A 26,398-nucleotide genomic window follows, 5' to 3' on the forward strand; every position below is an offset into this window, starting at 1 on the left:
AATTAGTGATGTGACCATTCAATACTGTTCAAATCCACGCCCTGCTTAAACATTTCCCACAGCGGAGAAAGATCGCGCAGACGGCCGATGGAGTTACGAACCAGTTTGATGGTGTAGTCAATCTCTTCTTCGGTAGTGAAACGACCTAAAGAGAAACGAATAGAGCTGTGCGCCAGTTCATCAGTCATACCTAACGCGCGCAGCACGTAGGATGGCTCAAGGCTCGCGGAAGTACAGGCTGAACCGGAGGAAACCGCCAGGTCTTTCAGCGCCATAATCAGCGACTCACCTTCAACGTAGTTGAAGCTGACGTTAAGAATGTTCGGCGCGCCCTGCTCGAGGTCGCCGTTGAGATAAACTTCTTCCATATCCTTCACGCCGTTCCACAGACGGTTGCGCAGCGTGCGCAGACGCGCCATTTCGCTTTCCATCTCTTCTTTGGCGATACGGTAAGCTTCACCCATGCCGACGATCTGGTGAACAGGCAAAGTACCAGAACGCATACCGCGCTCGTGGCCACCGCCGTGCATCTGCGCTTCGATACGGATACGCGGTTTCCGGCGAACGTACAGCGCGCCAATGCCTTTCGGACCATAGATTTTATGGCCTGAGAAGGACATCAGGTCCACCTTCAGCTGGCTCAGATCGATAGGCAGCTTGCCCACGCTCTGGGTGGCGTCTACGTGGTAAATGATACCGCGGGCGCGACACATCTCGCCGATGGTAGCGATATCCTGCACCACGCCGATTTCGTTATTCACATGCATGATGGAAACCAGGATGGTGTCGTCACGCATCGCCGCTTCCAGCTCTTTGAGATCGATAATCCCGTTGCGCTGCGGCGCCAGGTAGGTCACCTCGAAGCCTTCACGCTCCAGCTGACGGCAGGTATCCAGAACCGCTTTATGCTCGGTTTTGCTGGTGATGATGTGCTTACCTTTTTTCTGATAAAAGTTGGCTGCACCCTTGATCGCCAGGTTGTCGGATTCAGTCGCACCAGAGGTAAAGACGATTTCGCGCGGGTCGGCACCGACCAGCTCGGCAATCTGATTGCGGGCGATATCAACCGCCTCTTCAGCCTGCCAGCCAAAACGGTGGGAACGGGAGGCCGGGTTACCAAAGGTCCCGTCCATGGTCAGGAACTGCATCATTTTCTCGGCAACACGCGGGTCCACCGGCGTGGTTGCGGAGTAATCGAGATAAATCGGTAATTTCATTGCTCTTAAACTCCGTACATCACTCAATGCAAGGAATCAGGCAACCGGCTTGATGTACGACCGAGTACACGGAATGCTGGCGCATCCCGGCCTGATTCTGAAAGCTCTTTATAATCGTTGTCCCGACCGTTTCGTGCTGCCTCGCCCTGTCAGCCGCAGTCCGAAACGGGACGGGTCACTCAGGCGCGCAGCTTAACGTTGATCGCGTCCTGGGTGCGCGCATTGCGCTGGGTTTCGTGCTGATGCTGACGGCCGGACACATCAAGGATCTCCTGGTTATTCACCAGTTCACCCAGGGTGATATTGTTCAGGAAGCCGGTCAGGCGTTCGCTCAAATCGCGCCACAGCGCGTGAGTCAGGCACTTATCGCCGCCCTGACAGCCGCCTTTGCCCTGGCAACGGGTCGCGTCAACGGATTCGTCTACCGCGCTGATCACTTCGCCGACGGCGATGCTGCTGGCATCTTTACCTAACAGATAACCACCGCCTGGACCACGAACGCTGGAAACCAGGCCATTTTTACGCAGGCGAGAGAACAGCTGTTCCAGATAGGAAAGCGAAATTCCCTGACGCTCTGAAATATCTGCCAACGGCACCGGGCCCGTTTCAGAGTTGAGCGCAACGTCAAGCATCGCGGTCACGGCATAACGCCCTTTAGATGTCAGTCTCATGTCTTACTTAACCTCAAACTCGCCCCTGGCCGGGCTTTTTATTAATATGGGTATTGCATAGCAGGGCCAAGTCTGACATTCCCGAGTAATTTGGTCAACTATTTACTTGACTGTTTTAGTCAGGTATTTGGCTTTCCGTGCCGTTATTAATTTCGAGCCGCTCCCGGGGTCGGCCAAAGGCCTCGCCCGGGCTACAACAGAGATGTAGATTCGTAGGCCGGATAAGCGAAGCGCCATCCGGCGTTAACGCGCTTACTTACCTTTATTCTGCTGCTCAATAGACGCCAGCATGCCGCGCAGAATGTTCAGCTCCTGACTTTCCGGACGCGCGCGGGTGAACAGACGACGCAGCTTGTTCATCACCTGCCCCGGATGATTCGGGCGGATGAAGCCCGTCGCCAGCAGCGTCTGCTCAAGATGGCCGTAGAAACGCTCCAGATCGTCCACCAGCGGGTACGGCGCCTCTTCATGGTCAACCGCAGGCTGCGCCTGCTCCTGCGTCGCCAGCCAGGCCATCCGCACTTCATAAGCGATAACCTGCACCGCCATCGCCAGGTTCAACGAGCTGTACTCCGGGTTCGCGGCGATCGCCACGTGGTAGTGGCACTTCTGCAGCTCTTCGTTGGTCAGGCCAACGCGTTCGCGGCCAAAGACCAGCGCCACCGGCGCATGCTGCCCCTCGGCGACGCTTTTCAGGCCGCATTCGCGCGGATCGAGCATTGGCCACGGCAGTGTGCGGGAGCGCGCGCTGGTACCCACCACCAGGCTGCAGCCCGCCAGGGCTTCATCAAGGGTATCGACGATCTGCGCGTTACCGATCACATCGCTGGCGCCCGCGGCGAGGGCTATCGCCTGTGAGTCGGGTTTGACCAGTGGGTTGACCAGCCACAGGTTAGTTAAGCCCATGGTTTTCATCGCGCGGGCTACAGAGCCCATATTGCCGGTGTGGGAGGTTTCTACCAGTACGATTCGAATATTTTGCAGCATTATGGTTCTTCGGCTAAAGATTATTCGGGCATGCTACCATAAAACGGAGACATAAGCAGATTTCGCTGTTATTATATGCGCCGTTTTTTCCCGTTCTTTAACATCCAGTGAGAGAGACCGATGCATCCGATGCTGAACATCGCCGTGCGCGCCGCGCGCAAGGCGGGTAATTTAATTGCCAAGCACTACGAAACGCCAGACACCGTAGAAACCAGCCAGAAAGGCAGCAATGATTTTGTGACCAACGTCGATAAAGCCGCTGAAGCGATTATTATCGAAACTATTCGCAAATCTTACCCGCAGCACACCATTATCACCGAAGAAAGCGGTGAACACGCTGGTGAAGAGCAGGATGTTCAATGGGTTATCGATCCACTGGATGGCACCACCAACTTCGTTAAACGTCTGCCCCACTTCTCTGTTTCCATCGCCGTACGCATCAAAGGTCGTACTGAAGTCGCGGTGGTTTACGATCCGATGCGTAACGAACTGTTTACCGCGACCCGCGGCCAGGGCGCGCAGCTGAACGGCTACCGTCTGCGCGGCAGCAACGCTCGCGACCTCGACGGCACCATCATCGCGACCGGCTTCCCGTTCAAAGCGAAGCAGCACGCCACCACTTACATGAATATTCTCGGCAACATGTTTACCGAATGTGCCGACTTCCGTCGCACCGGCTCTGCCGCGCTGGATCTGGCCTATGTAGCCGCCGGCCGCGTTGACGGTTACTTTGAGATCGCCCTGAAGCCTTGGGATTTCGCCGCAGGCGAGCTGATCGCCCGTGAAGCTGGCGCGATTGTCTGCGACTTCACCGGTGGCCATAACTACCTGCTGACGGGCAACATCGTTGCCGGTAACCCGCGCGTGGTGAAAGCGATGCTGGCGAATATGCGTGAGCAGCTGAGCGATGCGCTGAAGCGTTAATCTCTTACAGATGTCAAAAAGGAAGCCGCGGCTTCCTTTTTTTATGTCATTTTATCATGTTGAGGATCTGGCGAATCACCGCATTGCCGCCGATGCACAGTACCGTCAGGCCGCTAAACAAGGCCAGCGGCCCGCGCCAGCGCAGGCAGCCCTGCGGTCCCAGCCAGCGCCGGAAACACAACGCTATTCCTACTGTCGCCAGGCGGGCTAACAGCACGCCGACCATCGCCGGAACCAGCAGCAGCCATCCCCACAGCGGCAACTCGAACTGCTGCGCACTGAGTAAAATCCATACCAGCTGAAACGGCAGATAAAAGCTCAGGGCAAAGATCAGCGGAATGCGAATATTGCTTGCCGGTGCGGAAACGCCTTGAAAGTCTCGCCAGCTATCGCGCAGCAGTATCCCAGCCAGCACCAGCGTGGCCAGATAGCAGACGTCGTTAAAGATGCCCACGAACTGCATCAGCCGATAGCTGGTCAGCTTCCCCATGAAAGCAAAACGCCAGAAAATGATCACCAGGAAACCGAACTGCAATACCCAGCTGCGCAGGATCCAATCGACCATCTCCCGTAGCGAAGGCTGATTATGCACAGCCCAGGCAACAATGGGCAGTTTACTGTGCCCGGGGTGGCAAAAAGCCATGACGAAACCCGACAGCGTTAAGGTGGCGTAGGCCACCAGCGGGATATCCCCGATACGCGACACCCCGAATCCCATGACATACGACATGGCGTGGTAGACGCGCACCAGATCTGACGGCCACCAGCTGGCCAGCGCCGGAAACCAGTAGACGATCGCCAGGCCCGCCAGCAGCCCGGCGGCACCGGCGCAGCCATAATAAAACCGCCCGCTCGGTGCGGAAGAAACGATATTTGCGGCCATAGCGACTCCTTGTCATCCGCCGAAAAGCGGAAAACTAGAGCATCGCTTCGCCAGCGGCAAGCACAGGCGCCCTCTTTCGGATTTGCGCCCGGCGTCTGACTAAAACGGGCGGATCCCACCGCCGGCCGGGACCGCGGTGAACCACATCACTCCTGCCGCCGCCAGCAAAATCACGCCGCCGGCCAGCGCCAGCGTCAGCCAGCCCACCTGACGCCACAGCGGCGGCGCCTGATGCTGACCCAGCTTCACCGCCAGCTGGCGAAAACTGTGCACCAGCAGCGCCAGCGCCGTGATGGTCAACGAGGTCCCCGCCGCCATCGCCAGCGCTGCCGCCATTCCCCAACTGAACACCCCGATCACCTTACTGAACAGCAGCACCATGATCGCTCCCGAGCAGGGGCGCATGCCCATCGACAGGACGATCGCGGCGCGTGCCCGCCAGTCGTCGCCGCTCTGAAGCTGATCCGGCACCGGGAGATGCTGATGCCCGCAGCCGCAATGCTCGTGATGAACATGATGTGGGGTAAAAGCGGTAAACGTTGGCCGGCTCAGCAGCAGACGCAGCTTTTTTAACGCCCGCCAGCACAGCAGCAAGCCTAATGCGCCCACCAGCAGATAGCTGCCCTTCTCCAGCCAGAAACTGCTGAGATGCAGCTGGCGCGCCGGCAGCTGCAGCAGCGCCAGCACCACGACCACCAGCGCGATGGCCACCAGCCCCTGTAATAAAGAGGCGGCCAGCGTCAGGTTAATGCTTGATTTCAGCTTCGAGGGATGGGTGGCGAGCCAGGTAGTAATGACAATTTTGCCATGGCCGGGCCCTAAGGCATGCACCACACCATAAACGAAACTGAACCCGAGCAGCGACAGGCCCGCCGCTGCCGGGTTCTCCGCCACCGCCTGCAGCAGGCGGCTGAGTTCCAGATTCAACGAGCGCTGCCAGACCGCACTCTGCATCAGCACCTGCGGCCACGCCCGCCATAGCCAAATGCCGCCGATGATGCTCACAGCCAGCAACAGCGCCAGCGGCCACAGCGCTTTCCAGCGCGAGGATCGCGCGCGGGGGGTGAAAATTACTGACATGTCAGGGTCACCTTCTGGGCAAAATAGCTGCCCAGCGCCATATCCTCCGGCGGCGCATCCGCTTTATCCAGCGACTGGGCGTACGAGAGCATTTTGTCGTTCGGTTTTGGCGTCATCACCGTTGCCTTACAGGCGGCCCGCAGCGCGGTGGGCAGGGAAAAATCGCTATCCTTGTCATAAAACATGTCGACGTAGTAGGTCGGGTCGAAGGTGGAAAAGGTAAACGTCTGCCCGGCAACGGGTTGCGGCGTCGCCAGCGGCAGCGTAAAGGTCAGTACCGCCTGCAGTCCGTCACGCTCGAGGCCATAGCCGTCGGGACGATTTTCAAATTTCACCCGCTGGCCGTTGTGCCACAGCTCGCTGAAATAGTGCTGGCCGAGTACGTTGGCCATCACCTCCGCCGCCAGCTTTTTCCATACTTCGCTGCCCGGTTTGGCGTTACCGGCGTCATAGAGCAGATCCGATGAGGTAATTTCATCCATGGTCCAGCGCATTTTAAACCCGCTCAGCAGACCGTCTTTAACCACCGGCTCGCTCTGCAAACTAATGAAGCTATGCGGATGCGCGGCGGCTGAAAATGATAAAACCATGAAAAACGCCGCGCTGGTGCATTGTTTCACTCTGTTCATCTGTTCCTCACGTGAAAAATTCTGTGAACTTCACCAGCAATCCTGAGCTAAAGCGGGCGTTTCGCCCTGCCCCCGCCTCTGCCATTGTCTATTCTTAGCGAAAACCCTAACTGGAACTTACCAGATGATGACCGTCATTGAACCACCATCTGCGCTTTCCAGTCCACAGCGCCGTAGCCAGGTGCTCCTGATGTTTTATCTGCCCGGACAGTCGGTGACGACTGAACGGCTTGGCAGGATCAACCTCGTTGATGAGACCACGGCCCGGCAGGATATTGAGGAGACCGGACGCGAAATTCAGCGTTACCACCGTTTGACCCTCCGGTCAGAGGTGGACGGCAGCTATCGGATTGAAGGCGCCGCGCTCGACCAACGTTTATGTCTGCTGCATGCGCTGCGGCGGGGGCTACGCCTCTGCCCGCAGTTCGTCAATCATCATTTTACCCCGGCCCTGAAAACGCAGCTTAAACAGGAAGGCATTGCCCGTACCTTATACGATGATACCAATCTGCAGGCGCTGGTGAACCGCTGCGCGCGGGCGCTCAATCGCCAGTTTGACTGCCGCGACGTGCAGTTTCTGCGCTTATATCTGCAGTACTGTCTGCTTGAGCATCACCGGGGATACTCTCCGGACTTCAATGATGAACAGCAGCGCTGGGCCCAGACCGCCGCCGAGTTTACCCTGGCGCAGGAGATTGTCCGCCACTGGCAGCGCCGGGTCGGCGCTCCGCCGCATGTTGGAGAGCCCTTCTTCCTCTCGCTACTGTTTATGTTGCTCAAAACCCCCGACCCGGTCCGCGACGGTCACCCGCACGATCGCCGCCTGCGACTGGCTATCTCCGGCCTGATCCATCGCTTCCAGGTCCTCGCCGGCAGAGCTTTCAGTGATGAGCAGGGGCTCAGCGATCAACTCTATATTCATTTATCGCAGGCGTTGATCCGCAGCGTGTTTGCCATCGGCATCGACAGCACGCTCACGGAGGAAGTGAGCCGGCTCTATCCTCGCTTACTGCGTACCACCCAGGCGGCATTGAGCGAATTCGAGGAGGCCTGGCACATCCGCTTTAATGAGGAAGAGACCGGCTTAATCGCGGTGATCTTTGGCGCCTGGCTGATGCAGAAAAGCGACCTGCACGAAAAACAGGTGCTGTTGCTAACCGATGACAACCCGGCTATAGAAGAGGCTCTGGAACAGCAGCTGCGCGAACTCACGCTGCTGCCGCTGAATATCAAATACCAGAGCGTAGAACGCTTTCAGAAGGAAGGTGCGCCCAAAGGGGTGACGCTTATCGTCACCCCTTATGCGACGGCGCTACCGCTGTTTTCGCCGCCGCTGATCCACGCGGAGAACTGCTTCACTGAACGCCAGCAGCAGCATATCTGCGCGATGCTTGAGGACTAGGTCGCCACCGCTTTTGGCCGGATAATCAGCGCCGGGATCGTCAGCAGGGCCATTACCCAGAACACGCCCTGGTGCAGGTGCTGATAGAGGAAACCGGCGAAGACGGTCATGATGGCAATACTCCCGCCCATCGCCACCGCAGAATAGACGGCCTGCAGGCGGATCACTTCGCTGCCCTGACGGGCGGCGATATAGCGCATCGCCGCCAAGTGACACACCGTGAAGGTGCCACAGTGAAGGATCTGCGCAAGGAGGAGTCCCGGCAGCGCCGTGGTCCAGCCCATCAGTCCCCAGCGAATCAGCCCGCAGACGGCGGAGAGCAGCAGCAGGTCGCGTGCGCTGAAGCGGCGGAACACCTTTTTACTCAACGCGAAGATCACCACTTCCGCCACCACGCCTAACGACCACAGATAACCGACCGCCGAGGCAGAATAGCCGGCCTGCTGCCAGTAGATGGCGCTAAAGCCGTAGTAGGCGGCGTGCGCCCCCTGTAGCAAACAGACGCAGGCGAGAAAGCGCCAGCTCTGGCGTACCAGCGTCAGCCAGGCCGTCAGTCCTGCTCCCTGCTGCTGGCGCGACTCCCCGTGGGGCATCACCGACGGCTTAAGCAGCATACCCAGCAGCATCGAGGCGACACCCAGGCTTAACATCAGCAGGATCGCCCGGTAGTCAAACAGACTGACCAGCTTGCCGGTCAGCGCCGAACCGATGACAAAGGCAATGGAGCCCCATAGCCGCACCCGGCCATAGTCCATGGTGATCTGCTTTTGCCAGGTATTGGCCAGGGCATCCGTCAGCGGCACCAGCGGCGAAAAGAACAGGTTGAAGCCGATGATGACCGCCAGCAGCCATGCCACGTGACTGCCGACCCAGAAGGCCAGCGCGAAAAGTAAGGTTAACAGGGCCAGCACGCGCAACGCGGCAATGAGCCGGGAGGGATCGCTGACCCGCGGGGCAATCAGCAGGCTCCCAAGAAAACGAGCCACCAGGCCAGCGCCAAGCAACAGGCCGATGGTTTCCGGAGTCAGCCCGTTTCCGGCCAGCCAGACGCTCCAGAAGGGCAGAAAAATACCGTAGCTAAAAAAGTAGGTGAAATAACTGAGCGCCAGCCAGCGCGTGGAGTGCAAGACCATGATTTCCTCCCGAATGGTGGCGACAGTCTGGCGACAAACCCCATCTTGAGTAAACCGGTGTCTCACTCTCTATATGGAAGTTGAGTACATTTGTCTTTAAATCGTGACACACATCACAGAGCGAGCACCATCCCATCGCCGGTTGTATTAAATAAAATCCGATAACCGGGCATCAAAGTGCGAGCAACCCCGCAGCCAAATCCTGATGAAACGAAGCGCAACATTATTATTTTCTCTCCATGGCGGCGGGCAAATTTGTGTATTACGTTTAAATCACACTTCTCTCATAACGAGCTGATTATGAACACACTCCGCTATTTTGATTTTGGCGCTTCCCGCTCCTTGCTGCTGCTCATCGCCCGCATCGCCGTGGTGGTCCTGTTTATCCTTTTTGGTTATCCGAAACTGTTAGGCTTTGGCGGTACGGTGCAGTACATGGCCGCCTCCGGCGCGCCGATGCCGACGCTGGCGGCGATTATCGCTGTGATAATGGAGGTCCCTGCCGCGATCTTAATTGTGTTGGGCTTTTTCACCCGCCCGCTGGCGGTCATCTTTATTTTTTATACGCTGGGTACGGCGGTGATTGGCCATCATTACTGGGATATGACCGGCGATGCGGTATTGCCGAACATGATTAATTTCTGGAAAAACGTCAGCATCGCCGGCGCTTTTCTGCTGCTGGCGATTACCGGCCCCGGAGCGATTTCGCTCGACCGCCGCTAATCAGCAGACACAAAAAAGGCCGCAATCGCGGCCTTTTTTATTGCAACGTTAACGCTTACGCATAAACCGGGAAGCGGGCGCAGATATCCAGCACTTTGCCTTTCACACGTTCAATGACCGCTTCATCATTGATATTGTCCAGCACGTCACACATCCAGCCAGCCAGCTCTTTGACTTCCGCTTCTTTAAAGCCGCGGCGAGTCACAGCCGGAGAACCGATACGGATACCGGAAGTCACGAACGGGCTCTTCGGATCGTTCGGCACGCTGTTTTTGTTCACGGTGATGTTGGCGCGGCCCAGGGCGGCGTCAGCTTCTTTACCGGTCAGGTTTTTATCCACCAGATCCAGCAGGAACAGGTGGTTCTCAGTCCCGCCAGAAACCACTTTGTAGCCGCGGTTCAGGAACACTTCCACCATTGCTTTGGCGTTTTTCGCAACCTGCTGCTGGTAAACTTTAAACTCTGGCTCCATCGCTTCTTTCAGCGCCACCGCTTTCGCCGCGATAACGTGCATCAGCGGGCCGCCCTGCGCGCTTGGGAACACGGCAGAGTTCAGTTTTTTGTACAGCTCTTCACTACCGCCTTTCGCCAGGATCAGGCCGCCGCGCGGACCCGCCAGGGTTTTGTGGGTGGTGGTGGTCACAACGTGAGCATGCGGAACCGGGTTCGGATACACACCCGCGGCAATCAGGCCAGCCACGTGCGCCATATCGACGAACAGGTAAGCGCCGATGCTGTCGGCGATTTCACGCATTTTCGCCCAGTCAACGATACCGGAGTAAGCGGAGAAACCACCGATGATCATCTTCGGTTTGTGTTCCTGAGCCTGCTTCGCCATGTCGTCATAGTCAATTTTACCGGACTCATCAATACCGTAAGGGATGATGTTGTACAGTTTGCCGGAGAAGTTAACCGGAGAGCCGTGAGTCAGGTGGCCGCCCTGCGCCAGGTTCATACCGAGCACGGTATCGCCCGGCTGCAGCAGCGCGGTGTAGACCGCAAAGTTAGCCTGAGAGCCGGAGTGCGGCTGGACGTTAGCATAGTCAGCGCCGAACAGTTCTTTCGCGCGGTCGATAGCCAGTTGCTCAACCACGTCGACATATTCACAGCCGCCGTAGTAACGCTTGCCCGGATACCCTTCAGCATATTTGTTGGTCAGCTGAGAGCCCTGCGCCTGCATGACGCGCGGACTGGTGTAGTTTTCGGAGGCGATCAGTTCGATGTGCTCTTCCTGACGTACTTTTTCCTGCTCCATAGCCTGCCACAGTTCGGCATCATAATCGGCAATGTTCATTTCACGCTTTAACATCCGCATCTCCTGACTCAGCTAACAATAAAATTTCGGCCTAAAAAGGCGGTCCGATTGGACAACGGCCCACAGTATAACCTAATCATTCTGTGATAACAGGTCTTGACAAAGGATTTTACGCAAACGATTGGCTCCGCATGACACAAGGCTTTGAGCAATAACGTCTCTCTCATTATCAACGGATTTCTTTTCAGGTTTGTGATGCAAATTCTTCATGTTGTAACGGCATCGGGGTTAAGTGTTAAAGAACCATTTACATAGCAGGGTTATTTCTATAAGATGCATTTAAAATACATCAATAAGATAACACACAAGGAAGCACGCTATGCTCGACGCTCAAACCATCGCCACGGTCAAAGCCACCATCCCCCTGCTGGTAGAGACCGGCCCAAAGCTCACCGCCCATTTCTACGATCGTATGTTCGCGCATAATCCGGAGCTCAAAGAGATCTTCAACATGAGCAACCAGCGCAACGGCGATCAGCGCGAAGCGTTATTCAACGCCATTGCCGCCTACGCCAGCAATATCGATAACCTGCCCGCCCTGCTGCCGGCGGTGGAAAAAATCGCCCAGAAACACACCAGCTTCCAGATCAAACCGGAGCAGTACAACATCGTTGGCAGCCATCTGCTGGCGACCCTCGATGAAATGTTCAGCCCGGGTCAGGACGTGCTTGATGCCTGGGGAAAAGCTTACGGCGTGCTGGCGAACGTCTTTATCGGCCGCGAAGCAGAAATTTATCAGCAAAACGCCAGTAAAACCGGCGGCTGGGAAGGGACCCGCGCGTTCCGCATCGTGAAGAAAACCCCGCGCAGCCAGCTCATCACCAGCTTTGAGTTGGCTCCAGTCGACGGTCAGCCGGTCGCCGATTACCAGCCGGGGCAGTACCTGGCCATCTGGCTGAAACCGGAAGGCTTCGACTATCAGGAAATTCGTCAATACTCTTTAACCCGCAAAGCAGACGGCAAAGGCTACCGCATCGCGGTAAAACGTGAGGACGGCGGTCAGGTTTCCAGCTGGCTGCATAACCATGCCAGCGAAGGCGATGTGGTCTATTTAGCCGCCCCGGCGGGTGACTTCTTCCTTAACGTTGAGCCACAGACGCCGGTCACCCTGCTCTCCGGGGGCGTCGGGCAAACGCCGATGCTGGCGATGCTGGATGCGCTGGCGAAGAGCGGTCATCAGGGTCAGGTGAACTGGTTCCATGCGGCGGAAAATGGCGACGTTCACGCCTTTGCCGATGAAGTGAGTGCGCTTGGCGCGGCGCTGCCGGCGTTTACCTCGCACGTGTGGTATCGCAACCCGAGCGAAGCCGACCGTCAGACTGGACGTTTTGATAGCGAAGGTTTGATGGATTTAGCGGCAGTGGCGGACAATATTCGCGCCCCGCAGATGCAGTTCTATCTTTGCGGCCCGGTAGCGTTTATGCAGTTTGCAGCGAAGCAGCTGGTAGAATTAGGGGTTAATAAAGACAACATTCATTACGAATGTTTCGGCCCGCATAAGGTCCTGTAAGCCCCGACGACGCGGGGATTTGTAGGCCGGGTAAGCGCAGCGTCACCCGGCAATACTGCAGCGAGCGGCGAGGATTAAATCGCCGCGTCGTCTTCTTCACCAGTACGGATACGAATGACCCGCGCGACGTCGAAGACAAAGATCTTGCCGTCGCCAATCTTGCCGGTCTGCGCCGTACGGATGATGGTATCCACACAGGTATCGACGATATCGTCGGTCACCACGATTTCAATTTTTACTTTTGGCAGAAAATCCACCATGTACTCCGCGCCGCGGTACAGCTCGGTATGACCTTTCTGGCGGCCAAAGCCCTTCACTTCCGTCACCGTCATCCCGGTGATGCCGACTTCGGCCAGCGCTTCACGCACGTCATCCAGTTTGAAAGGTTTAATAATCGCATCAATCTTTTTCATGGTGTTCCTGTCTTAGTCGCGTAACCGGTTGCTTACCGTATCATAACTTGCGCTATGTTGCGGAGCTACTCTTTAAAGTCGTTGGCGTCGAGCTCATGGCGCGACAGCAGTTTATAGAATTCGGTGCGGTTGCGCCCTGCCATCCGCGCGGCGTGGGTGACATTGCCTTTAGTAATTTGCAGCAGCTTGCGCAGGTAGTTCAGCTCAAACTGATTGCGCGCCTCCACGAAGGTCGGCAGCGCGGTATTCTCTCCTTCCAGCGCCTGCTCCACCAGCGCGTCGCCAATCACCGGCGACGAGGTCAGGGCCACACACTGCTCAATCACGTTCACCAGCTGGCGCACGTTACCCGGCCACTTGGCGGCCATCAGCCGCTTCATCGCATCGCTGGAAAACGCCCGGACAAACGGCTTATGGCGATCGGCGGACTGGCGCAGCAAATGATTAGCCAGCAGCGGGATATCCTCAGCCCGTTCGGAAAGCGGTGGGATCTTCAGATTCACCACGTTGAGTCGGTAAAACAGATCTTCACGAAACTCGCCGCGGGCCATCGCCTTCGGCAGGTCGCGATGGGTGGCGGAGATGATCCGCACGTTGATCTCGATATCGCGGTTGCTGCCCAGCGGACGCACCTTACGCTCCTGCAGGACGCGCAGCAGCTTCACCTGCAGCGCAACCGGCATATCACCGATCTCGTCGAGAAACAGCGTACCGCCCTCAGCGGCCTGGAATAATCCTTCACGGTTACTGACCGCGCCGGTAAAGGCGCCCCGCGCATGGCCAAACAGTTCGGATTCGAGCAGCTGTTCCGGCAGCGCGCCGCAGTTGATCGCCACGAACGGTTTATCATGACGCGGGCTGGCGTTATGGATCGCCTGGGCGACGATCTCCTTCCCGGTCCCACTCTGGCCATTAATCAGCACGCTGACATCCGATTGCGCCACCATCCCGGCCTGCTCAAGCAGGCGCAGCATCAGCGGGCTGCGGGTGACAATCGCCTGGCGCCAGGCTTCGTCGGTGGCCGGCGAGCGCTGCTCTAACGCCTCATCAATGGCTTTATACAAGGCATCTTTATCGACCGGCTTGGTCAGGAAGCTGAACACCCCCTGCTGGGTCGCGGCCACGGCGTCGGGAATCGAACCATGGGCGGTGAGAATAATCACCGGCATGCCGGGCAGCCCCTTCTGGATCTCGCTGAACAGCTGCAGGCCATCCATTTCATCCATCCGCAGATCGCTAATCACCAGATCCACTTTCTCACGCCCCAGCACGCGCAGCGCTTCCGGCCCGCTCTCGGCGGTGACCACGCTGTAGCCTTCGCTGACCAGGCGCATGCCCAGCAGCTTCAACAGCCCCGGATCGTCATCCACCAGCAGCAAACGCGCCGGTTTACGGATCGTCATGGATCACCTCCGGCACTTTTTCGCTGCCGAAGTTGCCGCCCGGCTTGCGGCTGGAGAGCTGGCGTTCGATATCCGTCAGGTTCTCCAGCTTACGGGTGGTCAGCTCCAGCTGTTCGCGCAGCGCCTGCTCCTGCTGTCGCAGCGTCTCCAGTTCGCTATCGCTGGACTGCTGAAGCTTCGCGTAACGGGCACGCTCTTCCACCAGCTGCAGCTGACGGGTCTGGCCGTCGCGCCAAAGCTGATACAGCGGGCGGACCTGAACGGCGATTTGCGGGCTGAAGGTATCGAGACGCGCCACCAGGTCGCGACGCTCGTCGGGAGTAATTTTGGCATCAGCAAGCAGGATGCCGCGACGGAACGCGTCCTGCCAGCTGTCGTCGGTATGGCGTTTCGCCTCCGCCCGCGCCTGCGCCGGTGCGAGGCGATCGGCACAGTCAATGCCCCGCAGCCAGTAGAGGGGATTTTTGTCGCTGGCATCGCTGCTGTGGGCCCAGATGTCCGCGCAGTCTACCGCGACAAAATCGGCCACCTGATGCTGCGCCTGCCCGGGGGCGGCGGTACCTTCCGCGGTATGCGGTGAAAAGCCGGCGGAACACCCCGCCAGCGTCAGACAAGCAATGCCTGAAAGCAGCCATCCGCGAAGGGAACGGCGCCAGGCCAGGAATTGGGACATAGTTCCCCGATATCGATTCATAAGTTGGATTATTCCGGCGCTGAGGGAAGCGTAATGCGAAAACAGACCTGCCCGGCGGGCGCGTCAACTAAGCTGAGCTCCCCTTGCATCTGCCGGACGCAGTCGCGGGCGATACTCAACCCCAGCCCACTGCCCTTAACGGCCCCTTTACGCTGGTGACTCCCCTGGTAAAAAGGCTCGAAAATCATATTCTTTTCCGCGGCCGGGATCGGTTCGCCGCTGTTGGCGACATCAATACGCACCTGCTCTCCGTGCCGGTAGCTGTGGATACGGATGTTACCGGATTCAGCGCCATAGTGCACCGCATTGGAGTAGAGATTATCCATTACGCTTATCAATAGTGCAGGCTCTGCCAGGCAACGCCGCGCCTGCAGCGTCAGTTCAGTATGCATCAGTTTAGCCCGCGCGGGCAGGCTGTGCGCCGCCACGACGTTTTCCACCAGGTCCACCAGATCCACCGCTTCGCGAGCCACCGGGCTGTCGGCCTGTTTTCGGTTGTAGTCCAGCAACTGTTCAATCAGCTTTTGCAGGTTACGACTACTGCTGTCGAGGATCTCGACGATCTCCTGCTGCTCAGGGGTCAGTGGCCCGGCGACCCGGTCGGCCAACAGCTCGGTACCTTCACGCATACTGGCCAGCGGGGTTTTCAGCTCATGCGACAGATGACGAAGAAATTGATGCCGCTGCGACTCCAGCCACGCCAGGCGCTCGCTGAGCCAGATGATGCGCTTGCCCACCGAGCGCAGCTCGCGCGGGCCGGTAAACAATGCGGCGTCGTCCAGCGACTTCCCTGCTCCCAGCTGATTGATCATTCTTTCTATGCCTTTCACCGGACCGATAATCATGCGGGTGAAGAGCAGCACCAGCGCCAGGCTCAGCAGAAACAGCACCAGCGCCTGCCAGCCGAAAAACTGGCCGCGTTCGGCAATCTCCTGCTGCAGCTGCTGGCCGCGGGAATAGACGACTGCCCGGGTCGCCTGCACCATATCGCTGTTATTGCTGGCGAAAACTTCCAGTCTGGCGGCCGCCTGGGCATCGGGGCCGCTATTTTTACATTGCAACTGCGCCAGATCGCTGACGTCCTGACGCAGCGCCTGCCAGAGTTTCTCGTCCGGTAGCACGCCGGCATGGGCATCCAGCATCTGGCTGTAGCGCTGTCGCTGATTCTGATACACCCGCGCCAGCGTCGGATCGTCCAGCACGCAGTACTGGCGATAGCTGCGCTCCATCTCCAGCGCGGCATTGATCATCGCCTCGCTGCGTCGGGCATCGACCAGCGTAGTGCGGTTAATATGCGCCGCCTGGGCGCTAAGGGCATTCAGGCTCTGCCAGGCCTGCCACGCCAGCACCAACAGCGGCAGCAGGATCAGCACAAAGGAGAGCGTCACCAGTTGACGCAGCGAACGGGGAAAAAGAGAGAGTCGCTTCAAGGATGTTGTCTCAATCATTAGCTCTGGTCGATGCTAACTGAGGAGCGCGCCGGAGAAAAGCGCTACCGCTGGTTACTGCGCCGCAGAAACAACAAAGCCAGGCGCAAGGCCTGGCTTTGTTCAGGAATGAGGCGGTGCCTTACTCGACGTTTCGCCCGATGTCTGATAAAGCCAGGCTGTTATCAGGAGTTGGACGGCAGGCACCTGTTTGTGCGTCATTCGAAGTTTATGTAGCGCGTCCCGAAGGGGCTGACATAAGAAGGTGAATGAGCCACTGGTTAATATTATGCATGAACTATGCCACCTTTCAAAACATTTTATTAACACGCTGATATATATGATATTAGCTCACGATCATTGCCATACCGGAACCGTACATTTTTTATTCATATTGTCGCTAATTGACGACACTAAACAGGCGCCGCACCACTGCTCAATAAAATCAATATGTTAAGTGTCTCCTATTGACGACACCATAACATAGGGGTTGTCGGCAATTCCCGACACCCTGGCGTGCCGGCCATCACAGATAAAAAAAGCCCCCTGCCTGAGCAGGGGGCTGATACATTCACATGAGGCGCTGCCGGAAGGTTAACCCAGCTGTTTACGCGCGTTACGGAAGATACGCATCCACGGGCTGTCCTCGCCCCAGTTCTCCGGGTGCCAGGAGTTGCTTACGGTGCGGAAGACGCGTTCCGGGTGCGGCATCATGATGGTCGCGCGCCCGCTTTCGCTGGTCACCGCGGTGATACCGTTCGGGGAACCGTTCGGGTTCGCCGGATAGGTTTCGGTCACTTTGCCAAAGTTATCCACGAAGCGCAGCGCCACCAGACCTTTGCTCTCCAGCTGGGCCAGATGCGCGCTGTCGCGCACTTCCACCTGACCTTCGCCGTGGGAGACCGCAATCGGCATCCGTGAGCCAACCATGCCTTCCAGCAGCAGGGATGGGCTTTGCGTCACTTCCACCAGGCTAAAGCGCGCTTCGAAGCGGTCAGACTGGTTACGCACAAAGCGCGGCCACAGGTCGCTGCCCGGGATCAGCTCGCGCAGGTTGGACATCATCTGACAGCCGTTGCACACGCCGAGCGCCAGCGTCTGCGGACGATGGAAGAACGTCGCGAACTCATCGCGCACGCGCTCGTTGAACAGAATCGACTTCGCCCAGCCTTCACCCGCGCCCAGCACGTCACCATAGGAGAAGCCGCCGCAGGCCACCAGGGCATGGAAATCCCCCAGACCGGTGCGGCCCGCCAGCAGGTCGCTCATATGCACGTCGATGGCGTCAAAGCCGGCGCGATGGAAGGCTGCCGCCATTTCAACGTGGGAGTTCACCCCCTGCTCGCGCAGGACGGCCACTTTCGGACGCGCGCCGGTGGCAATGTACGGCGCCGCAATGTCGTCATTAATCTCAAACGAAAGCTTCACATTGAGGCCCGGATCGGCGTCATTGGCTTTCGCCTCGTGCTCCTGATCGGCGCAGGCCGGGTTGTCGCGCAGACGCTGCATCTGCCAGGTGGTTTCCGCCCACCACATGCGCAGCGTAGTGCGGCTCTCGCTAAACACCGTCTGACCGTTGGCGGTCAGCACGAAGCGATCGCCCTCGACCGCTTTACCAAGGTAATGCACGCAGTCTGCCAGGCCGTTAACCGCCAGAATGGCTTCCACCGCCTCACGGTCTGCAGCGCGCACCTGGATCACCGCCCCCAGCTCTTCGTTGAACAGCGCGGCCAGACGATCATCGCCCAGCGCGGCGATATCTGCTTCCAGGCCACAGTGGCCGGTAAAGGCCATTTCCGCCAGAGTCACCAGCAGGCCGCCGTCGGAGCGGTCGTGGTAGGCCAGCAGTTTACGCTGCGCCACCAGGGCCTGCATCGCGTCCCAGAAGCCTTTCAGCTGGGCAACATCGCGCACGTCAGCCGGCTTGTCGCCGAGCTGGCGATAGACCTGCGCCAGGGCCGTCGCGCCCAGCGCGTTGTGCCCTTTACCGAGGTCGATCAGCAGCAGAGCGTTATCTTCTGTAGAAAGCTGCGGCGTGACGGTATGACGAACATCTTCGACACGGGCGAAAGCGGAGATCACCAGCGACAGCGGGGAGGTCATCTCGCGCTGCTCGCTGCCTTCCTGCCAGCGGGTTTTCATCGACATCGAGTCTTTACCGACCGGAATGGTCAGGCCCAGCGCCGGACACAGCTCTTCGCCTACCGCTTTTACCGCCTCATACAGGCCAGCGTCTTCGCCCGGGTGACCTGCGGCGGCCATCCAGTTAGCTGACAGTTTCACGCGATTCAGCTCGCCAATCTGCGTGGCGGCGATGTTGGTCAGCGCTTCGCCGACGGCCAGACGGCCAGAGGCCGCGAAGTCCAGCAGGGCAACCGGGGCGCGCTCGCCCATCGCCATCGCTTCGCCGTAGTAGCTGTCGAGGCTGGCGGTGGTCACCGCGCAGTTGGCCACCGGGATCTGCCACGGGCCGACCATCTGGTCGCGGGCGACCATACCGGTCACGGTGCGGTCGCCGATGGTCACGAGGAAGGTTTTCTCGGCCACCGTCGGCAGGTGCAGAACACGATTTACCGCATCGGCAAGGGTAATCGCTTGGCGATCCAGCGCGCTGCCCTGGGCTTTCAGGGTCTGCACATCGCGGGTCATTTTCGGTGTTTTGCCGAGCAGAACGTCCAGCGGCAGGTCGATCGGCTGATCGTTAAAGTGGCTGTCGCTCAGGCTCAGGTGCTGCTCCGCGGTAGCTTCGCCGATAACGGCATAAGGCGCGCGTTCGCGGCGACACAGTTCGTCGAACAGCGGCAGTTGCTCCGGGGCGACCGCCAAAACATAACGCTCCTGCGATTCGTTACACCAGATCTCCAGCGGGCTCATCCCTGGCTCATCGCTGAGAATATCGCGCAGCTGGAATTTACCGCCGCGGCCGCCGTCGCTCACCAGCTCCGGCATGGCGTTGGAGAGACCGCCCGCGCCAACGTCGTGGATAAAGAGGATCGGGTTGGCGTCGCCCAGCTGCCAGCAGCGGTCGATCACTTCCTGACAGCGGCGTTCCATTTCCGGGTTGTCACGCTGTACGGAGGCGAAATCGAGGTCGGCATCGGACTGGCCGGAGGCCATAGAAGAGGCCGCGCCGCCGCCGAGACCGATGTTCATCGCCGGGCCGCCCAGCACGATCAGCTTCGCCCCGACGGTAATCTCGCCCTTCTGCACATGCTCGCCGCGGATGTTGCCGATACCGCCGGCCAGCATGATCGGTTTGTGGTAGCCGCGCAGCTCTTCGCCATTGTGGCTGGTGACTTTCTCTTCATAGGTGCGGAAGTAGCCGTTCAGCGCCGGACGACCAAACTCGTTGTTAAACGCCGCGCCGCCCAGCGGGCCTTCGGTCATGATGTCCAGGGCGGTGACAATGCGGTCCGGTTTACCGAAATCTTCTTCCCACGGCTGCTCGAAGCCCGGAATACGCAGGTTGGAAACCGAGAAGCCCACCAGGCCCGCTTTCGGCTTCGCGCCGCGGCCGGTGGCGCCTTCATCACGGATTTCGCCGCCGGAGCCGGTTGCCGCGCCCGGCCATGGAGAGATGGCCGTCGGGTGGTTATGGGTTTCCACCTTCATCAGTATGTGCGCCGGCTCCTGATGGAAGTCGTAGCGCCCGGTCTGGTGGTCGGCAAAATAGCGCCCCACTTCAGACCCTTCCATCACCGCGGCATTATCTTTATAGGCCGACAGGACGTAGTCCGGCGTTTTTTCGAAGGTGTTTTTGATCATTTTGAACAGCGACTTCGGCTGCTGTTCGCCGTCGATGATCCAGTCGGCGTTGAAAATCTTGTGGCGACAATGCTCAGAGTTCGCCTGAGCGAACATATACAGCTCAATATCGTTCGGGTTGCGGCCCAGACGGGTAAACGCATCCTGCAGGTAGTCAATTTCGTCATCTGCCAGCGCCAGCCCCAGACGGAGGTTGGCGTCAATCAGCGCCTGACGGCCTTCGCCCAGCAGGTCAACGCTGGTGACCGGCGTCGGCTGATGATGGGCAAACAGCGTCTCGCCCGCTTCCAGGGCGTCGAAGACGCTCTCCATCATGCGGTCGTGCAGTTCCGCCGCCACGGCGGTCCACTGCGCTTCGGTCAGGGTTGAGGCTTCAACGTAATACGCCACGCCGCGCTCCAGGCGCACGACCTGAGTCAGACCGCAGTTGTGAGCGATATCGGTAGCTTTAGAAGACCAGGGAGAGATGGTGCCAGGGCGAGGGGTCACGAGCAGTAATTTACCGGTCGGGGTATGGCTGCTTAAGCTCGGGCCATACTGAAGCAGTCGCGCCAGGCGCTCGCGATCGTCAGCGCTCAGCGAGGCGTTCAGATCGGCAAAATGAATATACTCGGCATATATGGCGCTTACCGGAAGGTTGGCCGCCTGAAATCGTGCCAGCAGTTTATTGATACGGAATGCCGACAGTGCAGGTGAACCACGCAAAATTTCCATCATAAGTCTCTCGTCTTCGAAGCTTTCAGGGTGAGCCAGGGGGGGAAACGGGCGTCATTATAGTGAATCCTGCGCCCCGACGAAACCGTTTGCGTAGAAATAAAATCATTGATGCTGTTTATCAATAAATGTGACGACCATCGCGAATAAGTTGCCAACTGGCGCATTCTTAAGCAGAATGCCGCACATTCGACGACAACCTTGCGTTTTTTCCGGACATCGCCTGCTGAGGAACCTGAAGCTGCAGAAGATTAACGCTCTGAAAAAATTAAAGATTAATTATCTGCTGATCGGCATTGTCACCCTTTTGCTGGCGGCGGCCCTGTGGCCGTCAATCCCCTGGTCCAGTAAACCCGAGAACCGGGTGGCGGGTATTATCGCTCGCGGCGAGCTGCGCATCAGCACCATCAACTCGCCGATGACCTTCGCCACCATGAACGATAAAACGTTCGGTCTGGATTATGAACTGGCGAAGCAGTTTGCTGACTATCTGGGCGTGACGCTTAAGATAACCGTCCGGCAGAATATCAGCCAGCTGTTTGACGACCTCGACGACGGTCAGGCCGATATGCTGGCTGCCGGTCTGGTTTATAACCAGGAGCGGGTGAAAAACTACCAGGCTGGCCCCACCTACTATTCTGTTTCCCAACAGCTGGTCTATCGTGTCGGTAATATCCGGCCGCGCACTCTCGCGTCGCTAACCGCCGAGCAACTCACTATCGCTCCGGGCCACGTGGCGATCAACGACCTGCAGGCCTTAAAAGCGGAGAAATATCCGGATCTTACCTGGCGCGTGGACGAGAAGCGCGGTACCACGGCGCTGATGCAGGCGGTGATTGACGGCAAACTCGATTACACCGTCGCCGATTCGGTGGCCGTCAGCCTGTTTCAGCGCGTCCATCCGGAGCTGGCGGTGGCCCTGGATATCACCGACGAACAGCCGGTCACCTGGTTTAGCGCCCGGGGCGAAGATAATTCGCTGTCGGCCGCAATGCTTGATTTCTTCAATAACATTAATGAAGACGGGACGCTGGCGCGCCTGGAGGAGAAATACCTCGGCCACGGCAACGACTTCGATTATGTCGACACCCGCACCTTCCTCCGTGCAGTGGAAAATATTCTCCCGGACGTGCAGCCACTATTTGAAAAGTACGCCCGCGAGATTGACTGGCGCCTGCTGGCCGCGATCGCCTGGCAGGAATCCCACTGGGATCCGCAGGCCACTTCCCCCACCGGCGTGCGCGGCATGATGATGCTGACGCGCAACACCGCGCAAAGTCTGGGACTGACTGACCGGACCGATGCGGCGCAGAGTATCGACGGCGGCATGCGCTATCTGCAGGATATGATGGATAAAGTGCCGGATTCGATTCCGAAAGACGAACGCATCTGGTTTGCGCTGGCTGCTTACAATATGGGCTATGCCCATATGCTGGACGCCATGGCGCTCACCCGCAAACAAAAAGGCAATCCCAACAGCTGGGCAGACGTTAAGCTGCGTTTACCCCTGTTGAGCCAGAAGCCCTATTACAGCAAACTTAAATACGGCTACGCGCGCGGCCATGAGGCCTACGCCTATGTGGAAAACATCCGCAAATATCAGATAAGCCTTGTCGGCTATTTGTCAGAGAAGGAGCGCCAGCAACAGCAAACGCTGGCCCTGGCGGAGGATTACCCGGCCGTGCTCCCGAATGAACTCGAACAGCCGCAGGAGACCACCCTGCCCTTTTTCAAGTTTCGCGCCGATAAGCAGATGGATAATGCCCGGTTAAAACTCCCCGGCCACCTGTATTAACCTTCTCCGGTCTGCTCCCGGGCTTTCTTCAGCGCTTTTTTCTCTTCCCGCCGCCAGCGAAAGAAGTCGCTCAGCATGGTAGAGCAGGACTCCGCCAGCACGCCTTCGCTTATTTCAACCCGATGATTCATTCCCGGATGGTGCAGGACATCTATTAGCGAGCCAGCGGCACCGGTCTTGGCATCCCTGGCGCCAAAGACCAGGCGGGCGATACGGCTGTGCACCATGGCGCCAGCACACATGACGCAAGGCTCCAGGGTCACGTACAGCGTGGCGTCGATCAGGCGATAGTTTTGCAGCACCAGCCCGCCCTGGCGTAAAGCCATAATTTCCGCGTGAGCGGTGGGGTCGTGACGGCCGATCGGCCGGTTCCAGCCCTCGCCGATGACCTGGTTGTTATACACCAGCACCGCGCCCACCGGCACCTCGCCCTCTTCCCAGGCGCGCTTTGCCAGCGTCAGGGCATGACGCATCCAGTATTCATCATTGAGTTCGAGGTCAGACACAGCGGCCACTCCAGCAGAAAAAGCGGGGCGCATTATACATGGGCGCTATCAATTACACACTATTACTCCAGCTGCTGGAGCTCTCCCTGAGGCGTTACCCGCCAGCGATGCTGGCAAAAGCCGAGCAACGGGTTGTCCTGCTCGCTGTCGCTATAGCCGCTGTACAGCCGCAGCGGCGCGCCAATCTTTTTCTCCAGCTGCACCACTTTTTCATGCCCCAGGCAGCGCAGGGTCAATACCCAGCCGCCCCAGCGGCGCGCGGTGCGGCTGGCTATCAGATTCACCCGCGGCAGCCAGAGAGTATCGCGATAGACCTGCTCCACCAGCGACTGCGGCGAGCCGGTGATTAACCAGACGTCGGCATCGGTACTGGTCAGGTAGGCCGTGAGCCGCGCATGAACCACCGGAAACGCCGTCACATGATGGCGAAACCAGCCGACAAATTCCGCTTCCAGCCGCTTCAGTACCGCCTCGCGACGGCCAAAGGTTGACGCCCACAGCAGGAGGCTCATTGGCCAGCGCGCCGCCCGCCCACACACCGCCAGCCCGGCAAGGATCGCCGGCCCCATCGCCACCACCAGCAGCAGGTTTAGCGGCAGATTACGCAGCAGGTAGCGCAGGAAACTGCCGAACATATCCTGCTGATGCAAGGTTCCGTCCAGATCGAAAAACACCACTTTCCGTTCATTGTGCTGCAAACTGCCTCCTTATGTCAGGACTCGCTTCTCGTTAGGTTAAGCTTAACAGCCTTACGCCGCGAAGAGGGAAAACATCCCCTGCCGTTAAGGAACAATTAAATTAGCAGGCGAAGGAAAAATTGTGGCTCAAGAATTTTTAATTCGTGGTATACCCCTTATAATCGAATAAAAATTCTGTCAGTCACGAGCCGGACGGCTCCAGCGGAGCTCCAATGAACTGTTTAACGCGTATTCGTCAGCGCTATCCCACCCTGGCGGCGAGCGACAAAAAGTTGGCCGATTATATTCTGAGCCAGCCCGATGAGACCCGGCACCTCAGCTCGCAGCAGCTGGCGGCGGAAGCCGGCGTGAGTCAGTCCAGCGTGGTTAAATTTGCCCAGAAACTGGGGTTCAAAGGCTTTCCGGCGCTGAAGCTGGCGCTGAGTGAAGCGCTGGCCAGCAGCCCGGATCCGCACTCGGTTCCGGTACATAACCACATTCGCGGTGACGACCCGCTGCGTCTGGTCGGCGAGAAACTCATTAAAGACAATGTCGCCGCCATGCATGCCTCGCTGGACGTCAATACTGAAGAGACGCTGCGGGAAGCCGTCACGCTGCTGCGCAATGCCCGGCGGGTGATCGTCACCGGCATCGGCGCGTCCGGTCTGGTGGCGCGTAGCTTTAGCTGGAAGCTGATGAAGATCGGCATCAACGCGGTTTCTGAGCAGGATATGCACGCCCTGCTGGCGACAGTGCAGGCCATGTCCAGCGACGATCTGCTGCTGGCGATCTCTTACTCCGGTGAGCGCCGGGAGATCAATATGGCGGCAGGTGAAGCGCTGCGCGTGGGCTGCAAGATCCTGGCGATCACCGGCTTTAGCCCTAACGCCCTGCAGCAGCAGGCAACCCACTGCCTGTATACCATTGCCGAAGAGCAGGCGACGCGCAGCGCGGCCATCTCCTCCACCAGCGCGCAAATGATGCTCACCGACCTGCTGTTTATGGGGCTGGTGCAGCAGGATCTGGAGCGGGCGCCGGAGCGCATTCGCCATAGCGAAGCGCTGGTGAAAAAGCTGGTCTGAGCAGAAAATGGGCGTATAATGCCCGCCCTGTTTGTGTTGTTTCTGAGACTTTCCTGATGGCGCTGTTAATTACCAAAAAATGCATCAACTGCGATATGTGCGAACCGGAGTGCCCGAATGAGGCCATTTCGATGGGTGATAGCATTTATGAAATTAACAGCGACCGCTGCACCGAGTGCGTGGGTCATTACGACACGCCAACCTGCCAGAAAGTGTGCCCGATCCCGAATACGATCCTGAAAGATCCGGCACACGTCGAGAGTGAAGAACAGCTTTGGGATAAATTCGTGCTAATGCACCACGCGGATAAAATTTAACCGCCATCCTGGCTAGCTTTCGACAATCACCGTGGCGCAGGCGTAGTGGCGTTCATCGGCGAGAGTAACGTGAATAGCGCTTACCCCCATTCGTTCCGCCAAAAGCTTTGCTTCGCCCCATAGTCGCAGCTTCGGCTTGCCCAGCTCGTCGTTGTATACCTCGAACTGATTAAACGCCAGTCCGTTACGGATCCCGGTTCCCAGCGCTTTCGCCGCCGCTTCCTTGACCGCAAAGCGTTTCGCCAGGAAACGCACCGGCTGCTGGTGCTGCTCCCAGATGCTCCATTCATGGTCGCTCAGCACCCGGCGGGCAAGGCGATCGCCGCTGCGGGCGATCACCGCTTCGATGCGGGCGATCTCGACGATGTCGGTACCCAGCCCGAGAATGGCCATTAGCCGCGCGCTTCCAGCATCAGACGCTTCATTTCCGCGACAGCCTCTTTCAGGCCACTCATCACTGCGCGACCGATAATCGCATGGCCGATATTCAGCTCATGCATTTCCGGCAGCGCGGCAATCGCTTTCACGTTGTGATAGGTCAGACCGTGGCCGGCATTCACCTTCAGGCCAAGGCTGGCGGCATAGGTGGCCGCTTTGGCAATACGTTCCAGCTCCTTCGCCTGCTCAGCATCGGTTTTGGCATCGGCATAGCAGCCGGTGTGAATTTCGATATAGGGCGCGCCAACGTCTGCCGCCGCTTTGATCTGCTCGTTATCCGCATCGATAAACAGAGAGACCAGGATACCGGCATCCGCCAGACGTTGGCAGGCATCGCGCATCTTGTCGCGCTGCCCGGCCACGTCCAGTCCGCCTTCGGTAGTGACTTCCTGACGTTTCTCCGGCACCAGGCAGCAGAAGTGTGGTTTGGTTTCGCAGGCGATCGTCAGCATCTCTTCGGTGACCGCCATTTCAAGATTCATCCGGGTGTGCAGCGTCTCGCGCAGGATACGCACATCGCGATCGGTAATATGGCGACGGTCTTCGCGCAGATGCACGGTGATGCCGTCAGCGCCGGCCTGCTCGGCAATGAACGCTGCCTGAACCGGATCCGGATAGGCGGTGCCGCGCGCGTTACGCAAGGTCGCGATATGGTCAATATTGACCCCTAACAGTAATTCAGCCATGACAATC

Annotated in this window: 24 protein-coding genes; 7 read left to right on the plus strand and 17 right to left on the minus strand. The window is 58.4% G+C overall.

From position 1 onward, the window contains the following. Positions 1-2: 2 nt before the first annotated feature. The 3 genes from iscS to trmJ form a co-directional block, all read right to left on the minus strand. Positions 3-1,217: a cysteine desulfurase gene (gene iscS / locus CW267_RS12775; protein WP_008803791.1), complete on the minus strand. Its 1,215-nt coding sequence runs from the start codon at positions 1,215-1,217 to the stop codon at positions 3-5. Between the two features lie 179 nt (positions 1,218-1,396). Continuing rightward, a complete protein-coding gene (iscR, locus tag CW267_RS12780; protein WP_008803790.1) occupies positions 1,397-1,888 on the minus strand; it encodes a Fe-S cluster assembly transcriptional regulator IscR in 492 nt (163 codons plus the stop codon). A gap of 252 nt (positions 1,889-2,140) precedes the next feature. Continuing rightward, entirely contained in the window at positions 2,141-2,875 is a 735-nt protein-coding gene (trmJ, locus tag CW267_RS12785) for a tRNA (cytosine(32)/uridine(32)-2'-O)-methyltransferase TrmJ (RefSeq protein ID WP_008803789.1), read from the minus strand. A gap of 120 nt (positions 2,876-2,995) precedes the next feature. On the opposite strand from trmJ, the gene suhB reads away from it, so the two are divergent. Further along, entirely contained in the window at positions 2,996-3,799 is an 804-nt protein-coding gene (gene suhB, locus CW267_RS12790; protein WP_008803788.1) for an inositol-1-monophosphatase, read from the plus strand. Between the two features lie 46 nt (positions 3,800-3,845). Here the strand turns inward: suhB and CW267_RS12795 are convergent, their stop codons facing one another. From CW267_RS12795 to CW267_RS12805, 3 genes are all read right to left on the minus strand, one after another. Then, entirely contained in the window at positions 3,846-4,682 is an 837-nt protein-coding gene (locus CW267_RS12795; RefSeq protein ID WP_016161641.1) for a hypothetical protein, read from the minus strand. Between the two features lie 99 nt (positions 4,683-4,781). After that, the gene (locus CW267_RS12800; protein WP_072122188.1) at positions 4,782-5,762 is read right to left on the minus strand and encodes a nickel/cobalt transporter; all 981 of its coding nucleotides are present in this window, start codon (positions 5,760-5,762) and stop codon (positions 4,782-4,784) included. Next, positions 5,753-6,391: a DUF1007 family protein gene (locus CW267_RS12805; RefSeq protein WP_072122187.1), complete on the minus strand. Its 639-nt coding sequence runs from the start codon at positions 6,389-6,391 to the stop codon at positions 5,753-5,755. Before CW267_RS12805 ends, CW267_RS12800 begins: the two co-directional genes overlap by 10 nt. Before the next feature lie 124 nt (positions 6,392-6,515). Between CW267_RS12805 and csiE the strand changes: the two genes are divergently transcribed. Beyond that, positions 6,516-7,793 (plus strand): stationary phase inducible protein CsiE, encoded by a 1,278-nt coding sequence (csiE, locus tag CW267_RS12810; RefSeq protein WP_008803784.1) that lies wholly within the window; start codon positions 6,516-6,518, stop codon positions 7,791-7,793. On the opposite strand, the gene CW267_RS12815 is transcribed toward csiE, so the two are convergent. Continuing rightward, complete coding sequence (locus CW267_RS12815; protein ID WP_012540861.1) at positions 7,790-8,926, minus strand: 3-phenylpropionate MFS transporter; 1,137 nt, start codon at positions 8,924-8,926, stop codon at positions 7,790-7,792. The genes csiE and CW267_RS12815 overlap by 4 nt on opposite strands. Positions 8,927-9,226: 300 nt before the next feature. Here CW267_RS12815 and CW267_RS12820 point away from each other — a divergent pair, with 300 nt between their 5' ends. Next, on the plus strand, positions 9,227-9,649 hold the full coding sequence (locus tag CW267_RS12820; RefSeq protein WP_012540860.1) for a DoxX family protein: 423 nt from the start codon (positions 9,227-9,229) through the stop codon (positions 9,647-9,649). Positions 9,650-9,704: 55 nt separating this feature from the next. On the opposite strand, the gene glyA is transcribed toward CW267_RS12820, so the two are convergent. Further along, on the minus strand, positions 9,705-10,958 hold the full coding sequence (glyA, locus tag CW267_RS12825) for a serine hydroxymethyltransferase (RefSeq protein WP_008803781.1): 1,254 nt from the start codon (positions 10,956-10,958) through the stop codon (positions 9,705-9,707). A 325-nt stretch (positions 10,959-11,283) separates the two neighbouring features. Between glyA and hmpA the strand changes: the two genes are divergently transcribed. Continuing rightward, the gene (gene hmpA, locus CW267_RS12830) at positions 11,284-12,474 is read left to right on the plus strand and encodes an NO-inducible flavohemoprotein (RefSeq protein ID WP_032730949.1); all 1,191 of its coding nucleotides are present in this window, start codon (positions 11,284-11,286) and stop codon (positions 12,472-12,474) included. Between the two features lie 74 nt (positions 12,475-12,548). On the opposite strand, the gene glnB is transcribed toward hmpA, so the two are convergent. The 5 genes from glnB to purL form a co-directional block, all read right to left on the minus strand. Further along, the gene (glnB, locus tag CW267_RS12835) at positions 12,549-12,887 is read right to left on the minus strand and encodes a nitrogen regulatory protein P-II (RefSeq protein WP_002914032.1); all 339 of its coding nucleotides are present in this window, start codon (positions 12,885-12,887) and stop codon (positions 12,549-12,551) included. Positions 12,888-12,952: 65 nt separating this feature from the next. Beyond that, positions 12,953-14,290, minus strand: a complete 1,338-nt coding sequence (gene glrR, locus CW267_RS12840) for a two-component system response regulator GlrR (protein WP_008803779.1) — start codon at positions 14,288-14,290, stop codon at positions 12,953-12,955. Further along, the gene (gene qseG / locus CW267_RS12845; RefSeq protein ID WP_023298077.1) at positions 14,277-14,963 is read right to left on the minus strand and encodes a two-component system QseEF-associated lipoprotein QseG; all 687 of its coding nucleotides are present in this window, start codon (positions 14,961-14,963) and stop codon (positions 14,277-14,279) included. The genes glrR and qseG overlap by 14 nt, the downstream gene beginning before the upstream one ends. A 29-nt stretch (positions 14,964-14,992) precedes the next feature. Continuing rightward, entirely contained in the window at positions 14,993-16,414 is a 1,422-nt protein-coding gene (locus CW267_RS12850; protein ID WP_012967434.1) for a sensor histidine kinase, read from the minus strand. A 591-nt stretch (positions 16,415-17,005) separates the two neighbouring features. Next, entirely contained in the window at positions 17,006-20,893 is a 3,888-nt protein-coding gene (gene purL / locus CW267_RS12855; RefSeq protein WP_100781381.1) for a phosphoribosylformylglycinamidine synthase, read from the minus strand. Between the two features lie 175 nt (positions 20,894-21,068). Here purL and mltF point away from each other — a divergent pair, with 175 nt between their 5' ends. Beyond that, positions 21,069-22,685: a membrane-bound lytic murein transglycosylase MltF gene (gene mltF, locus CW267_RS12860; protein WP_008803775.1), complete on the plus strand. Its 1,617-nt coding sequence runs from the start codon at positions 21,069-21,071 to the stop codon at positions 22,683-22,685. Here mltF and tadA read toward each other — a convergent pair. Both tadA and yfhb read right to left on the minus strand, forming a co-directional pair. Then, positions 22,682-23,191: a tRNA adenosine(34) deaminase TadA gene (gene tadA / locus CW267_RS12865; RefSeq protein WP_032700879.1), complete on the minus strand. Its 510-nt coding sequence runs from the start codon at positions 23,189-23,191 to the stop codon at positions 22,682-22,684. The genes mltF and tadA overlap by 4 nt on opposite strands. A 62-nt stretch (positions 23,192-23,253) precedes the next feature. After that, positions 23,254-23,889, minus strand: coding sequence for a phosphatidylglycerophosphatase C (gene yfhb, locus CW267_RS12870; RefSeq protein ID WP_008803773.1), 636 nt, complete (start codon positions 23,887-23,889; stop codon positions 23,254-23,256). Positions 23,890-24,101: 212 nt separating this feature from the next. On the opposite strand from yfhb, the gene CW267_RS12875 reads away from it, so the two are divergent. Both CW267_RS12875 and CW267_RS12880 read left to right on the plus strand, forming a co-directional pair. Continuing rightward, positions 24,102-24,950 (plus strand): MurR/RpiR family transcriptional regulator, encoded by an 849-nt coding sequence (locus CW267_RS12875; RefSeq protein ID WP_023298078.1) that lies wholly within the window; start codon positions 24,102-24,104, stop codon positions 24,948-24,950. 56 nt (positions 24,951-25,006) lie between these two features. After that, positions 25,007-25,267, plus strand: a complete 261-nt coding sequence (locus CW267_RS12880; RefSeq protein WP_004144350.1) for a YfhL family 4Fe-4S dicluster ferredoxin — start codon at positions 25,007-25,009, stop codon at positions 25,265-25,267. Between the two features lie 12 nt (positions 25,268-25,279). Here the strand turns inward: CW267_RS12880 and acpS are convergent, their stop codons facing one another. Together acpS and pdxJ are read right to left on the minus strand one after the other, a co-directional pair. Beyond that, entirely contained in the window at positions 25,280-25,660 is a 381-nt protein-coding gene (acpS, locus tag CW267_RS12885) for a holo-ACP synthase (protein WP_015370293.1), read from the minus strand. Further along, positions 25,660-26,391, minus strand: coding sequence for a pyridoxine 5'-phosphate synthase (pdxJ, locus tag CW267_RS12890; protein WP_016161646.1), 732 nt, complete (start codon positions 26,389-26,391; stop codon positions 25,660-25,662). Before pdxJ ends, acpS begins: the two co-directional genes overlap by 1 nt. Positions 26,392-26,398 lie beyond the last annotated feature (7 nt).

Source organism: Klebsiella sp. X1-16S-Nf21 (assembly GCF_002837615.1).
Lineage (GTDB): Bacteria > Pseudomonadota > Gammaproteobacteria > Enterobacterales > Enterobacteriaceae > Klebsiella > Klebsiella variicola.

What these genes read in the sequence shown, in the direction of transcription:
- mltF (WP_008803775.1), top strand. Translation starts at nt 21,069, where the DNA reads ATGCCGCACATTCGACGACAACCTTGCGTTTTTTCCGGACATCGCCTG.
- glyA (WP_008803781.1), bottom strand. Translation starts at nt 10,958, where the DNA reads ATGTTAAAGCGTGAAATGAACATTGCCGATTATGATGCCGAACTGTGG.
- CW267_RS12880 (WP_004144350.1), top strand. Translation starts at nt 25,007, where the DNA reads ATGGCGCTGTTAATTACCAAAAAATGCATCAACTGCGATATGTGCGAA.
- glrR (WP_008803779.1), bottom strand. Translation starts at nt 14,290, where the DNA reads ATGACGATCCGTAAACCGGCGCGTTTGCTGCTGGTGGATGACGATCCG.
- csiE (WP_008803784.1), top strand. Translation starts at nt 6,516, where the DNA reads ATGATGACCGTCATTGAACCACCATCTGCGCTTTCCAGTCCACAGCGC.
- CW267_RS12795 (WP_016161641.1), bottom strand. Translation starts at nt 4,682, where the DNA reads ATGGCCGCAAATATCGTTTCTTCCGCACCGAGCGGGCGGTTTTATTAT.
- hmpA (WP_032730949.1), top strand. Translation starts at nt 11,284, where the DNA reads ATGCTCGACGCTCAAACCATCGCCACGGTCAAAGCCACCATCCCCCTG.
- suhB (WP_008803788.1), top strand. Translation starts at nt 2,996, where the DNA reads ATGCATCCGATGCTGAACATCGCCGTGCGCGCCGCGCGCAAGGCGGGT.
- glnB (WP_002914032.1), bottom strand. Translation starts at nt 12,887, where the DNA reads ATGAAAAAGATTGATGCGATTATTAAACCTTTCAAACTGGATGACGTG.
- CW267_RS12820 (WP_012540860.1), top strand. Translation starts at nt 9,227, where the DNA reads ATGAACACACTCCGCTATTTTGATTTTGGCGCTTCCCGCTCCTTGCTG.
- CW267_RS12800 (WP_072122188.1), bottom strand. Translation starts at nt 5,762, where the DNA reads ATGTCAGTAATTTTCACCCCCCGCGCGCGATCCTCGCGCTGGAAAGCG.
- acpS (WP_015370293.1), bottom strand. Translation starts at nt 25,660, where the DNA reads ATGGCCATTCTCGGGCTGGGTACCGACATCGTCGAGATCGCCCGCATC.
- iscS (WP_008803791.1), bottom strand. Translation starts at nt 1,217, where the DNA reads ATGAAATTACCGATTTATCTCGATTACTCCGCAACCACGCCGGTGGAC.
- purL (WP_100781381.1), bottom strand. Translation starts at nt 20,893, where the DNA reads ATGATGGAAATTTTGCGTGGTTCACCTGCACTGTCGGCATTCCGTATC.
- CW267_RS12875 (WP_023298078.1), top strand. Translation starts at nt 24,102, where the DNA reads ATGAACTGTTTAACGCGTATTCGTCAGCGCTATCCCACCCTGGCGGCG.
- trmJ (WP_008803789.1), bottom strand. Translation starts at nt 2,875, where the DNA reads ATGCTGCAAAATATTCGAATCGTACTGGTAGAAACCTCCCACACCGGC.
- iscR (WP_008803790.1), bottom strand. Translation starts at nt 1,888, where the DNA reads ATGAGACTGACATCTAAAGGGCGTTATGCCGTGACCGCGATGCTTGAC.
- pdxJ (WP_016161646.1), bottom strand. Translation starts at nt 26,391, where the DNA reads ATGGCTGAATTACTGTTAGGGGTCAATATTGACCATATCGCGACCTTG.
- qseG (WP_023298077.1), bottom strand. Translation starts at nt 14,963, where the DNA reads ATGTCCCAATTCCTGGCCTGGCGCCGTTCCCTTCGCGGATGGCTGCTT.
- CW267_RS12815 (WP_012540861.1), bottom strand. Translation starts at nt 8,926, where the DNA reads ATGGTCTTGCACTCCACGCGCTGGCTGGCGCTCAGTTATTTCACCTAC.
- CW267_RS12805 (WP_072122187.1), bottom strand. Translation starts at nt 6,391, where the DNA reads ATGAACAGAGTGAAACAATGCACCAGCGCGGCGTTTTTCATGGTTTTA.